The sequence below is a fragment of the Enterobacter sp. BNK-18 genome, from assembly GCF_047456135.1.
GTDB classification, from domain to species: Bacteria; Pseudomonadota; Gammaproteobacteria; order Enterobacterales; family Enterobacteriaceae; genus Enterobacter; species Enterobacter ludwigii.
Genome location: NZ_CP179899.1, coordinates 3,768,397 through 3,781,240 on the forward strand (window position 1 = coordinate 3,768,397; position 12,844 = coordinate 3,781,240).

10 protein-coding genes, 1 tRNA gene and 2 rRNA genes are annotated in these 12,844 nt (G+C 51.4%); 4 read left to right on the plus strand and 9 right to left on the minus strand.

The features are described 5' to 3' along the window. Positions 1–33: 33 nt before the first annotated feature. A complete protein-coding gene (gene yihI / locus ACMGG3_RS18150; RefSeq protein ID WP_014172254.1) occupies positions 34–549 on the minus strand; it encodes a Der GTPase-activating protein YihI in 516 nt (171 codons plus the stop codon). A gap of 578 nt (positions 550–1,127) precedes the next feature. Here yihI and yihA point away from each other — a divergent pair. Continuing rightward, complete coding sequence (yihA, locus tag ACMGG3_RS18155) at positions 1,128–1,757, plus strand: ribosome biogenesis GTP-binding protein YihA/YsxC (protein WP_014172255.1); 630 nt, start codon at positions 1,128–1,130, stop codon at positions 1,755–1,757. Between the two features lie 312 nt (positions 1,758–2,069). Here yihA and polA read toward each other — a convergent pair whose 3' ends face one another. Beyond that, on the minus strand, positions 2,070–4,862 hold the full coding sequence (polA, locus tag ACMGG3_RS18160) for a DNA polymerase I (protein WP_020883988.1): 2,793 nt from the start codon (positions 4,860–4,862) through the stop codon (positions 2,070–2,072). Positions 4,863–5,184: 322 nt separating this feature from the next. Beyond that, positions 5,185–5,463 carry a hypothetical protein gene (locus tag ACMGG3_RS18165; protein ID WP_370978182.1) on the minus strand — a complete coding sequence of 93 codons (279 nt, stop codon included), beginning with the start codon at positions 5,461–5,463 and terminating at the stop codon, positions 5,185–5,187. Here ACMGG3_RS18165 and ACMGG3_RS18170 point away from each other — a divergent pair. Continuing rightward, positions 5,360–6,211: an acyltransferase gene (locus ACMGG3_RS18170; RefSeq protein ID WP_232937915.1), complete on the plus strand. Its 852-nt coding sequence runs from the start codon at positions 5,360–5,362 to the stop codon at positions 6,209–6,211. The genes ACMGG3_RS18165 and ACMGG3_RS18170 overlap by 104 nt on opposite strands. Before the next feature lie 24 nt (positions 6,212–6,235). On the opposite strand, the gene dsbA is transcribed toward ACMGG3_RS18170, so the two are convergent. The 3 genes from dsbA to ACMGG3_RS18185 form a co-directional block, all read right to left on the minus strand. Beyond that, positions 6,236–6,859: a thiol:disulfide interchange protein DsbA gene (gene dsbA / locus ACMGG3_RS18175; protein WP_020883990.1), complete on the minus strand. Its 624-nt coding sequence runs from the start codon at positions 6,857–6,859 to the stop codon at positions 6,236–6,238. 27 nt (positions 6,860–6,886) lie between these two features. Beyond that, positions 6,887–7,873: a serine/threonine protein kinase gene (locus tag ACMGG3_RS18180; RefSeq protein WP_250369492.1), complete on the minus strand. Its 987-nt coding sequence runs from the start codon at positions 7,871–7,873 to the stop codon at positions 6,887–6,889. Positions 7,874–7,948: 75 nt separating this feature from the next. Further along, on the minus strand, positions 7,949–8,218 hold the full coding sequence (locus ACMGG3_RS18185) for a YihD family protein (RefSeq protein WP_010436801.1): 270 nt from the start codon (positions 8,216–8,218) through the stop codon (positions 7,949–7,951). 68 nt (positions 8,219–8,286) lie between these two features. Here ACMGG3_RS18185 and mobA point away from each other — a divergent pair, with 68 nt between their 5' ends. Together mobA and mobB are read left to right on the plus strand one after the other, a co-directional pair. Then, entirely contained in the window at positions 8,287–8,871 is a 585-nt protein-coding gene (gene mobA, locus ACMGG3_RS18190) for a molybdenum cofactor guanylyltransferase MobA (RefSeq protein WP_414149357.1), read from the plus strand. Next, a complete protein-coding gene (gene mobB / locus ACMGG3_RS18195) occupies positions 8,868–9,371 on the plus strand; it encodes a molybdopterin-guanine dinucleotide biosynthesis protein MobB (RefSeq protein ID WP_414149358.1) in 504 nt (167 codons plus the stop codon). The genes mobA and mobB overlap by 4 nt, the downstream gene beginning before the upstream one ends. Before the next feature lie 74 nt (positions 9,372–9,445). Here the strand turns inward: mobB and rrf are convergent. From rrf to ACMGG3_RS18210, 3 genes are all read right to left on the minus strand, one after another. Beyond that, positions 9,446–9,561 (minus strand): 5S ribosomal RNA (rrf, locus tag ACMGG3_RS18200). A 64-nt stretch (positions 9,562–9,625) separates the two neighbouring features. Then, a 23S ribosomal RNA gene (locus tag ACMGG3_RS18205) occupies positions 9,626–12,531 on the minus strand. 192 nt (positions 12,532–12,723) lie between these two features. Beyond that, positions 12,724–12,799 (minus strand) — tRNA-Glu (locus tag ACMGG3_RS18210). Positions 12,800–12,844 lie beyond the last annotated feature (45 nt).

Sequence of the window (12,844 nt, forward strand, 5' to 3'; positions counted from 1 at the left end):
TAGCAGGACTATCGTCCCTGCCGGATGCAAATGTTAGTTTCCACCCTTCAGAAGACGCATCATATCTTCCTGCTTTTCGTCTTCTTCTTCATCTTCGTCATCGTCGTAAGACAGACCCAGCTTCTGCATCAGCTCATCAATGCGGTCCAGTTTGGCATCAACCCATGACTGCTCTTCGGCGGTCAGGGTTTCACCCTCTTCAAGACGTTCCAGCAGCGCGTCCAGGCGCTCATCGTTCTCCAGCAAATCCAGCTCAGCCTGCGGTGAAAGCATAGGTTTCTCGCTCTTTGGTTTGTGCTGCTTAGTGACCGGGGTGTCTGTCACGCCCAGTGGAACAGGTGTTTTACTGCCAATACGTGGGTCTTTCTGCTGCTTGTTTTTCGCAGAAGCGCCAGAAGCATCACCACCGTTTGCACGGCTACCCGCAGCATGACCGCGATGTTTTTTATCGCGTTTGCGATCGCGCGATTCCTGGTTCAGTTCTTCGCGCGTTTTGCGGTGTGCTTTTGCAGGGCGTTTAGCGCCCGCAGCGGAGGTCGGTTTTTTCATGATGTTTTATCTTTAAGTCGTTTTCTTCAGTATAGAATTGCGGCGAAATCTAGCAGAAAGCAAGCAAAGAAAAAAGGCGACAGAGCAATCTGTCGCCTTTTTTCCTGACTCACAACCCTTAACGGGTCAGACATTCCGTGTTTGCCAACAACAAACCCTGTTTATCCCTTGGCTAATACCATCCGTGATACGGTTCCGTTTCCTGTTAAAACGCCTCCAGGCGTTGGTCATCCTGACAATCCTGCGTCTTCGCCTCCTGGCGCTCCTGACCCTAATCCTTAAGTCTGTTTCCTGTTGGCTTCCTCGCCCTGACGCACACTTTACCCTGTTCAGTTAAACTGACAAGCAACGAAACGGCACAAAAACGGATTTTCAGATAATTACCCGAGAATAAGCTTATGATTTAAAACAATTTGGCTTTTTTAACGCCTGCGAATTCTCTGAAATCTCCCATAGTATTCATAGCCGATCTCTCACAACCGCCAGGGTTTTAACCTACAGGCACTGTGCAATCAAAAAAGTCTTTTGCCGGCATTCAGGTATAATCCCCCTCAGATTACGATTTTGGAGACGACCACGTGACTACCTGGAACTACCAACAGACGCATTTTGTCACCAGTGCGCCCGATATCCGCCACCTTCCTTCTGATACTGGCATTGAAGTGGCTTTTGCTGGCCGCTCTAACGCGGGGAAATCCAGCGCCCTGAATACGCTGACCAATCAGAAGAGCCTGGCGCGTACCTCAAAAACACCTGGCCGTACTCAGCTGATTAACCTGTTTGAAGTGGCAGAAGGCAAACGCCTTGTCGACTTACCGGGATATGGTTACGCGCAAGTACCGGAAGAGATGAAGATCAAATGGCAGCGTGCGCTGGGTGAATACCTGGAAAAACGCCAGTGCCTGAAAGGTCTGGTGGTGCTGATGGATATCCGCCATCCCCTGAAAGATCTCGATCAGCAGATGATCGACTGGGCTGTCTCAAGTGAGATAGCCGTGCTGGTACTGCTGACTAAAGCGGATAAACTGGCGAGCGGCGCGCGTAAAGCGCAGGTGAATATGGTTCGCGAAGCGGTGCTGGCTTTTAACGGCGACGTACAGGTAGAGCCGTTCTCCTCGCTGAAAAAGCAGGGTGTCGACAAGCTGCGTCAGAAGCTCGATAGCTGGTTCAACGAGCTGGAACCCGCGACGGAAGCGGAAGAAGAGTAATACCGAGCGCGGCGATGTCCGCGCTTTTTTTTGCCTGGATTTTTCTTTGCCGCAATAAAAAACGCCCCAGTCATTACTGACTGGGGCGGCTAAAATATTCAGCCAAATCCGATTACGTGAAGTAAAAGGTCTGAAAGATAGAACATCTTACCTCTGTACCCTACGCGAATAACTCTACCCCTTTTTTTGCTGTAGAAAAAGCACTTTTTGTAGTTTTTTTTCATTCTTTACATAGGGAATTCTAATGATCGTCACAAAACGCACTTTGTTATGTTGCTAACTTACATAAAAAGCGCGTTATTGGCAGAACCCTTAGTGAGCTTGATCCCAGTTTTCACCGCTGCCCACTTCCACCAGCAACGGCACGTCAAGGGTCATGCTGCTTTCCATAAGTTCGTGGATCTTCTTCGACACGGCGTCCAGATCATCTTTGTGGACTTCGAATACCAGTTCATCGTGTACCTGCATGATCATCTTCACGCGTGGCTTCTCTTTTTCCAGCCAGGCATCAACCGCGATCATCGCGCGCTTAATAATGTCTGCCGCCGTCCCCTGCATCGGGGCGTTGATGGCAGCACGTTCTGCACCGGCACGACGCGCGGCGTTGCTTGATTTGATGTCCGGCAGATAAAGGCGACGACCATCCAGGGTTTCGACGTAGCCTTTCTCCTTCGCCTGCGCACGGGTGCGTTCCATATATTCCAGCACGCCCGGATAACGCTCGAAGTAGAGATCCATATACTTCTGCGACTCTTTACGCGGAATGTTGAGCTGGCGCGAAAGGCCAAAGGCGCTCATGCCGTAGATCAGACCAAAGTTGATCGCCTTCGCACTGCGACGTTGCTCATGAGTCACGCTGTCCAGCGGCAGTCCAAAGACTTCAGCCGCCGTTGCACGGTGGATATCCTTTCCTTCCGCAAAGGCCGTCAGCAGCCCCTTGTCGCGTGACAGGTGCGCCATAATACGCAGCTCAATTTGCGAGTAGTCGGCCGAGACGATCAGGTAGTCGTCTGGCGCGATAAACGCCTGACGGATACGACGGCCTTCTTCATTGCGTACCGGGATGTTCTGCAGGTTTGGATCGGTCGAGGAGAGACGACCGGTCGCCGCCACAGCCTGATGATACGAGGTATGCACGCGGCCCGTTTTAGGGTTGATCATCAGCGGAAGTTTATCGGTATAGGTAGACTTCAGCTTCGCCAGACCACGGTACTGGAGAATCACTTTTGGCAGCGGGTAATCCAGCGCCAGTTCCTCAAGCACTTCTTCAGACGTTGATGGCGCGCCGCCAGGGGTTTTCTTCAGCGGCTTAATTCCCTGTTTTTCAAACAGGATGGTCTGAAGCTGTTTCGGAGACGAAAGGTTAAACGGTTCGCCGGCAAGCTCATGCGCCTTCTGCTCAAGCTCGGTCAACCGCTGCGCCAGTTCTCCAGAGTGGTTATGCAGCACCGTCGGATCAATTTTTACGCCGTTGCGCTCAATGCGCGAGAGCACAGGTACCAGCGGCATCTCAATGTGCTGGAACACGTTCAGCGGACCTTCGTGCTTCTGCAGTTTTGGCCACATCTTCAGGTGCAGTTGCAGCGTGACATCGGCGTCTTCGGCCGCGTAGCGACCCGCTTCTTCCAGGGCAATCTGATTGAAGGTGAGCTGGTTTTTACCTTTTCCGGCAATCTCTTCAAAGGTAATGGTCTTATGCTTGAGCCAACGGTCGGATAAGGAGTCCATATCATGACGACCCGCCACGCTGTCGAGAATGTAAGATTCCAGCATGGTATCGAACGCAATGCCGCGCAGCTCAATGCCATAGTTTTGCAGAATGCCGCGATCATATTTGAGGTTTTGCCCAACCTTAAGCGCCTTGTCATCTTCCAGAATCGGCTTCAGCAGCTCCAGCACACGCTCACGCGGGATCTGATCAGGCGCATCAAGGTAATCATGTGCCACGGGCACATAGGCCGCCATTCCCGGCTCCGTCGCAAATGACAGGCCGACCATATTGGCCGAGATGTTATCGAGGCTGTCGGTTTCCGTGTCGAAGGCAAAGAACGGCGCTTTTTTGAGTTTCTCAATCCACGCCACCAGCTGTGACTCTTCAAGGAGGGTTTCGTAGTTGTCGAAAGAGAGCGCGATGGCCTCTTCTTCTGCCAGCTCTTCGGCATCAACGACAATCGTCTCCTTTGGCTTAGCAGCCGGTTTGGCCCCTTTTGCCTGCAACCATTTACCGGCTTCCACGTCCGTGGTCCAGCGCTTGAATTCGTATTTCTTAAACAGGCTTAGCAGTTCGTCTGCGGAAGGCTGCTGCACTTCAAGCTGCTCACAACCCAGTTCCAGTTCAACATCGGTTTTAATGGTTGCCAGCTTATAGGAGAGATAAGCCACCTCTTTGTTCTCTTCCAGCTTTCCGGCCATGGTTTTTGCACCACGGAAGGAGAGCCCGGCGATTTTGTCCGGCTCCGCGTACAGCGTATCCAGCCCGCCCAATCCCTGAAGCAGCGCCTGGGCGGTCTTTTCACCCACGCCAGGTACACCTGGGATGTTATCCGAGGAGTCGCCCATCAGCGCGAGGAAGTCGATAATCAGCTCTGGCGGCACGCCATATTTTGTGACCACCTCTTCAGGCCCAAGGATGGTGTTGGTCATGGTGTTAATCAGGGTAATACCTGGCGTTACCAGCTGCGCCATATCTTTATCCCCTGTACTGATCAGTACCGGACGACCCATTTTTTCTGCTTCACGTGCCAGCGTACCTATTACGTCATCGGCTTCGACCCCAGAGACGGCCAGCAGCGGCAAGCCCATCGCTTTTACCATCGCGTGCAGCGGTTCAATCTGCGCACGCAGATCGTCAGGCATTGGCGGACGGTGAGATTTGTAATGCTCAAAAAGCTCGTCGCGGAAGGTTTTACCTTTCGCATCAAACACCACTGCCGCATGGGTTGGCTGGTACTGAAGAATCAGGCTGCGCAGCATGTTTAGCACGCCGTACATTGCGCCGGTAGGTTCCCCTGCGCTATTGGTCAGAGGAGGAAACGCATGATACGCCCGATACAGGTAAGAAGAGCCGTCGACGAGAATAAGAGGGTTTTCTGGGATCTGAACCATAATGTCCGTGCCTTTAATCAATTTATGCGTAAAGGATGCCACAGAAGGATGAAAACATCAGTTATTAGCGCCAGATACAGGAAAAGATTTTGCGATCGTGAGGATCGCTCGCAAAAATAAATCTGTGGATAAGTTTGTGCATACTTTTACGTCATAGGAATAACAGACGCTAAAAGTACATACCTCATAATAAATAGATGCTATATATCATAGAGTTATTATGTTTCATTTGATCTTTATGGCCAATTGATGACAATTTAGTCTATGTGGATATAAGCCCAGGGCCGCATGCCGTTATAGCGAAATCTTCTGCTCCCAGGCGTTATCCCGCAACGCCTGGCATGAAAGCACCCTTATTTTGTCTGATTTCTGATAAAATCAGCGCCCTGCACCGGATAGCCGGCCGCTCACTTACAGCTAACCATCTGAAAAAGCTCATCATGTCGAGATTGCTCGCAGCAATAACATTACCTTTAAGCATCATTTTAACTATTCTGGTGACTGTCGCCTGTTCTGTGCCGATCATTATTGCCGGAATCATTAAGTTGCTGCTGCCCGTGCCCGTGGTATGGCGAGCCGTATCCGCATTTTGTAATTTCATGATGTACTGCTGGTGTGAAGGACTGGCGTTCCTGTTGTACCTGAACCCACACCTGAAGTGGGATGTGGAAGGGCTTGAAGGCCTCAACAAAAAGAACTGGTACCTGCTTATCTGCAACCACCACAGCTGGGCAGACATCGTGGTGTTATGCGTGCTTTTCCGCAAACATATCCCGATGAACAAATACTTCCTGAAACAGCAGCTCGCCTGGGTGCCTTTTATCGGTCTGGCCTGCTGGGCGCTTGATATGCCGTTTATGAAACGCTATTCGCGCAGCTATTTGCTTCGTCATCCGGAGCGCCGTGGTAAAGATGTAGAAACCACCCGCCGCTCCTGCGAAAAATTTCGCGCGCATCCGACAACCATTGTGAACTTCGTGGAAGGCTCGCGCTTTACGGAAGAGAAGCGTCAACAAACTCGCTCTCCTTATCAGCACCTGCTGCCGCCCAAGGCTGCGGGCATTGCGATGGCGCTTAACGTGTTGGGCGCGCAGTTCGATAAATTACTCAACGTCACGCTCTGCTATCCGGAAAACGACAGGACACCCTTCTTCGATATGCTCAGCGGCAAGCTGACGCGGATCGTTGTACGCATCGAGCTGGTGCCGGTTGATGACGGGTTGCACGGGGATTACGTTAACGATAAGAATTTCAAACGTCTTTTCCAGCGTTGGCTGAATACGCTCTGGAATGAGAAAGATGAACAGATAGAAAAGATTAAATCTTCATACAAAAACGCCGGTCAGTGACCGGCGTTTTTTTCTTTATTGCTCTTACTTCTTCTCGACCAGATATTTCACGGTATCCGCGTACTGCTGTACGAAGATATCCATGCTGCTGGTGTCCATGCCCTGCGTGTTCAGCTGATATTTGCCGTTAACATACATCGCCGGAACGCCCTGCAGCTGAAGGTCTGCGGCGGCTTTTTCCTGCTGGGCTACCAGAGATTTCACCACAAAGCTGTTCCATGCCGCGTCGTATTCTTCACCTTTCACACCGGCATCCACGAAGACTTTACGGATATCTGCAGTCGTCTGAACTGTCTGGGTTTTCTGGACTGCTTCAAACATTGGTGCAGTGATCTTATCTTCCACGCCCAGCGCGATAGCTACCGCCCACGCCTGAGTCAGGTCTTTACCCAATGGGCCCAGGAACTCAACGTGATACTTGGTCATTTTGGTGCCTTCTGGCAGCTTTTTCTTCACGTTATCGGAAACATGCAGCACCTGCTCGAACTGATAGCAATGTGGGCAATAGAACGAGAAGAACTCCAGAACCTGTGGCTCGCCAGCGACTGGCTTTTCCAGCGTCGTATACTGTTTGCCGTCGGTAAACTGCGCAGCAGAAGCGCTAAATGCCAGAATCATACCTGCCAGCGCCAGCCAAATTTTTTTCATGATTAACTCTCTCCTGGGTGTGTCCAACTAATACATCGGCGTTAATTGCAGAGGGGGCTCCTTAAGAACCTTAACCTGCTCAGTAAATGTGGATATCTGGCTGCGCCAGTAATCCTCTCCGGTAAGCCACGGGAAATTACGGGGAAATGCAGGATCGTCCCAACGCCTGATTAACCATGCGAGATAATAAACAAAACGCATCGCGCGTAAAGGTTCAATCAGGACAATTTCGTCTGAATTAAAAGGGCTAAACTCTTCATAGGCCTCAATAATCGTTTCAAGCTGCATCCGTTGCTCAGCTTTATCGCCATTGAGCAGCATCCACAGGTCCTGAACCGCTGGCCCCATACGTGCATCATCGAGATCGACGAACAGCGGGCCATCACGCCAGAGAATATTACCAGCGTGACAATCGCCGTGCAGACGCAGAACGGAAATATCATCGCACCAGCAGGTTTTCACCGCATCAATAAGTTTATCGGTCGCGTTGAGGAAATTATCCTTAAGCGCTTTGGGGATTAGCGCCGAGGTTTCAAATACCTGACGAGGTTCAAGCAGGTATTCCTGAATACCGATTGTCGGACGGGCAATAAAGTCTTCTTTGCGTCCCGTCTGGTGAATGCGTCCCAGATATCGGGCAACCCACTCCATCTGATCGATATTATCCGCTTCAAACTGGCGGCCCCCCAGGCTTGGGAATACGGCGTAGTAAAACCCTTCGTGGGTGAGCAGCGTTTGGTTATTAAATTTAAGCGGCGCGGCAACGGGAACATCATCATCCAGCAGATCGTGAGCAAACTGGTGCTCTTCCTGAATTTGTTCTGCGGACCAACGTTGAGGGCGATAGAACTTTACGACAAAGCGCTGACGATCCTCGTCCTGAAACTGATAGACGCGGTTTTCGTAGCTATTTAAGGGGGTTAGCCCGGAATCCACCCGAATACCCTGTTCAAACAGCGCATCCATAATGGTATCCGGGTGTAATGTCTGGAAAGTAAAAGCCTGGTCGTTCATCCGATCATCCGGAAATTATACGAATGATTCAGGATATCATCTTGTGGCGATTTCGGTGCCGCCGCTTACAAGCTTTTACTCTTTAATTACGCCACGTGCGCGTAGCAACGCGGTTTTAAAATCTTCCTCATAATCTTTCTGAATACCAGGAATAACAGCGTCTTTGGCAGAGTCGCGCATTTTGAGATGGTAGATCAGGATATCGTCAGAAAGGTCTGTCAGTTCGCCGTCAAAACCTGACTCTTTCGCCAGTTTCTGTAAAAATTGCATCAGATTAAGCTCTGGCTCTTTTTGCCAGGCCGGCTGGAGGAGTTCAATGACTTCATTCAGACGTTTACATTTCATGGTGGTGCTCCTTTCATTGAGAGTGACACGTTAGCAGGGTCAATCCCACAATAAAAGAGGCGATATTCATGAATCATGGCCAGCAAATAATCGGCGTTGTTCTGGCGGGTGGCAAGGCAACCCGAATGGGGGGGAAAGATAAAGGTCTTCAGCTCCTTAACGGTAAGCCACTCTGGCAGCATGTCGCTGATACGCTTGTGGACCAGGTCATGACAATGGCCATCAGCGCTAACAGGCATAGAGATGTTTATCAGCGTAGCGGGTATCCCGTTTACGAGGATACGCAGGAGAATTACCCCGGGCCGCTGGCCGGTATGCTTTCGGTTATGCAGCAGTCGCACGGGGAGTGGTTTATCTTCTGTCCGTGTGATACCCCGTTTATTCCGTCTTGTCTTGTCGAACGCATGGTACGGCTTCGTGGTAGCGCACCCGTTGTCTGGGCCCATGACGGTGAGCGTGACCACCCTGCTGTTGCGTTGATCCACCGTTCGTTAGTTCCGGCGTTACAGGAGTACCTGACGGCAGGAGAGCGCAGGGTGATGACTTTTATGCGCCAGTCAGGCGGCCATGCCGTCGATTTTAGCGATTTGAAGTCGGCGTTTATAAACGTCAATACCACAGAAGATTTGCAGATGATGCAGGAGAAAAAATGATACCTGTTTTGGCCATTTCAGCCTGGAGTGGTACCGGGAAAACGACGCTGCTGAAAAAACTGATCCCTGCGCTTTGCGCTAAAGGTGTTCGCCCCGGATTAATTAAGCATACGCATCACAATATGGATGTCGATAAGCCGGGAAAAGACAGCTATGAGCTGCGTAAGGCGGGAGCAGCCCAAACGATGGTGGCGAGTGATCAGCGCTGGGCATTGATGACTGAAACACCAGATGAAGTGCCGCTGGATCTCATGTATCTGGTTAGCCGGATGGATCACTCTACTCTGGATCTGGTGCTGGTTGAGGGGTTTAAGCATGACGCGGTGGCGAAGATCCTGCTGTTCAGAAGCCATGCCGGGCATGATGTTCACGAGCTGACGCTCGATGAGCATGTGATTGCAGTCGCCAGTGACGTAGCCCTGGATCTGGAGATACCGGTACTGGATTTGAATAACGTTGAGGAGATCGCCGCGTTTATTTTGAATTGGTGTGCTGTCTGATGCTCTCTCTGATGACGGGAAAAACCCAAAGCAAAAAACCCCGCACCATACGGTACGGGGTTCTTTTAATTGATGCCTGGCAGTTCCCTACTCTCACATGGGGAGACCCCACACTACCATCGGCGCTACGGCGTTTCACTTCTGAGTTCGGCATGGGGTCAGGTGGGACCACCGCGCTAAAGCCGCCAGGCAAATTCTGTTAATCTGTATCAGCTGAAAATCGTCTCTCATCGCCAAAACATCTTCGGCGTTGTAAGGTTAAGCCTCACGGTTCATTAGTATCGGTTAGCTCAACGCATCGCTGCGCTTACACACCCGACCTATCAACGTCGTAGTCTTCAACGTTCCTTCAGGAGACTTAAAGTCTCAGGGAGAACTCATCTCGGGGCAAGTTTCGTGCTTAGATGCTTTCAGCACTTATCTCTTCCGCATTTAGCTACCGGGCAGTGCCATTGGCATGACAACCCGAACACCAGTGATGCGTCCACTCCGGTCCTCTCGTACTAGGAGCAGCCCCCCTCAATTCTCCAGCGCCCACGGCAGATAGGGACCGAACTGTCTCACGACGTTCTAAACCCAGCTCGCGTACCACTTTAAATGGCGAACAGCCATACCCTTGGGACCTACTTCAGCCCCAGGATGTGATGAGCCGACATCGAGGTGCCAAACACCGCCGTCGATATGAACTCTTGGGCGGTATCAGCCTGTTATCCCCGGAGTACCTTTTATCCGTTGAGCGATGGCCCTTCCATTCAGAACCACCGGATCACTATGACCTGCTTTCGCACCTGCTCGAGCCGTCACTCTCGCAGTCAAGCTAGCTTATGCCATTGCACTAACCTCCTGATGTCCGACCAGGATTAGCTAACCTTCGTGCTCCTCCGTTACTCTTTGGGAGGAGACCGCCCCAGTCAAACTACCCACCAGACACTGTCCGCAACCCGGATCACGGGTCTACGTTAGAACACCAGCCATTAAAGGGTGGTATTTCAAGGTTGGCTCCACGCAGACTGGCGTCCACGCTTCAAAGCCTCCCACCTATCCTACACATCAAGGACCAGTGTTCAGTGTCAAGCTATAGTAAAGGTTCACGGGGTCTTTCCGTCTTGCCGCGGGTACACTGCATCTTCACAGCGAGTTCAATTTCACTGAGTCTCGGGTGGAGACAGCCTGGCCATCATTACGCCATTCGTGCAGGTCGGAACTTACCCGACAAGGAATTTCGCTACCTTAGGACCGTTATAGTTACGGCCGCCGTTTACCGGGGCTTCGATCAAGAGCTTCGCGTTACCGCTAACCCCATCAATTAACCTTCCGGCACCGGGCAGGCGTCACACCGTATACGTCCACTTTCGTGTTTGCACAGTGCTGTGTTTTTAATAAACAGTTGCAGCCAGCTGGTATCTTCGACTGATTTCAGCTCCACCCGCAGGGGCTTCACCTACATATCAGCGTGCCTTCTCCCGAAGTTACGGCACCATTTTGCCTAGTTCCTTCACCCGAGTTCTCTCAAGCGCCTTGGTATTCTCTACCTGACCACCTGTGTCGGTTTGGGGTACGATTTGATGTTACCTGATGCTTAGAGGCTTTTCCTGGAAGCAGGGCATTTGTTACTTCAGCACCGTAGTGCCTCGTCATCACACCTCAGCGTTAATAAGGAACCGGATTTACCTGGAACCTCCGCCTACATGCTTAAACCGGGACAACCGTCGCCCGGCTAACATAGCCTTCTCCGTCCCCCCTTCGCAGTAACACCAAGTACAGGAATATTAACCTGTTTCCCATCGACTACGCCTTTCGGCCTCGCCTTAGGGGTCGACTCACCCTGCCCCGATTAACGTTGGACAGGAACCCTTGGTCTTCCGGCGAGCGGGCTTTTCACCCGCTTTATCGTTACTTATGTCAGCATTCGCACTTCTGATACCTCCAGCACCCCTCACAGGACACCTTCAACGGCTTACAGAACGCTCCCCTACCCAACAACGCATAAGCGTCGCTGCCGCAGCTTCGGTGCATGGTTTAGCCCCGTTACATCTTCCGCGCAGGCCGACTCGACCAGTGAGCTATTACGCTTTCTTTAAATGATGGCTGCTTCTAAGCCAACATCCTGGCTGTCTGTGCCTTCCCACATCGTTTCCCACTTAACCATGACTTTGGGACCTTAGCTGGCGGTCTGGGTTGTTTCCCTCTTCACGACGGACGTTAGCACCCGCCGTGTGTCTCCCGTGATAACATTCTTCGGTATTCGTAGTTTGCATCGGGTTGGTAAGCCGGGATGGCCCCCTAGCCGAAACAGTGCTCTACCCCCGAAGATGAGTTCACGAGGCGCTACCTAAATAGCTTTCGGGGAGAACCAGCTATCTCCCGGTTTGATTGGCCTTTCACCCCCAGCCACAAGTCATCCGCTAATTTTTCAACATTAGTCGGTTCGGTCCTCCAGTTAGTGTTACCCAACCTTCAACCTGCCCATGGCTAGATCACCGGGTTTCGGGTCTATACCCTGCAACTTAACGCCCAGTTAAGACTCGGTTTCCCTTCGGCTCCCCTATACGGTTAACCTTGCTACAGAATATAAGTCGCTGACCCATTATACAAAAGGTACGCAGTCACCCCATAAAGAGGCTCCCACTGCTTGTACGTACACGGTTTCAGGTTCTTTTTCACTCCCCTCGCCGGGGTTCTTTTCGCCTTTCCCTCACGGTACTGGTTCACTATCGGTCAGTCAGGAGTATTTAGCCTTGGAGGATGGTCCCCCCATATTCAGACAGGATACCACGTGTCCCGCCCTACTCTTCGAGTTCACAGCCTGTGTGCTTTCGTGTACGGGACTTTCACCCTGTACCGTGCGACTTTCCAGACGCTTCCACTAACACACAAGCTGATTCAGACTCTGGGCTGCTCCCCGTTCGCTCGCCGCTACTGGGGGAATCTCGGTTGATTTCTTTTCCTCGGGGTACTTAGATGTTTCAGTTCCCCCGGTTCGCCTCGTTAACCTATGTATTCAGTTAACGATAGTGTGTCGGAACACACTGGGTTTCCCCATTCGGACATCGCCGGGTCAAAGGTTCATATCACCTCGCCGGCGCTTTTCGCAGATTAGCACGTCCTTCATCGCCTCTGACTGCCAGGGCATCCACCGTGTACGCTTAGTCGCTTAACCTCACAACCCGAAGATGTTTCTTTCGATTCACCACCGGTTTGTGAAAATTTGAGAGACTCGAACACACATAACATGTGTGTCGTTTCAATTTTCAGCTTGATCCAGATTTTTAAAGAGCAAATATCTCAAACGTCACCCGAAGATGAGTTTTGAGATATGTCGGCAGGTGACTTTCACTCACGAACCAGCAAGTGGCGTCCCCTAGGGGATTCGAACCCCTGTTACCGCCGTGAAAGGGCGGTGTCCTGGGCCTCTAGACGAAGGGGACACTGAAGTCTCAATCGCAAGACGCCTTGCTATTTACTTTTCATCA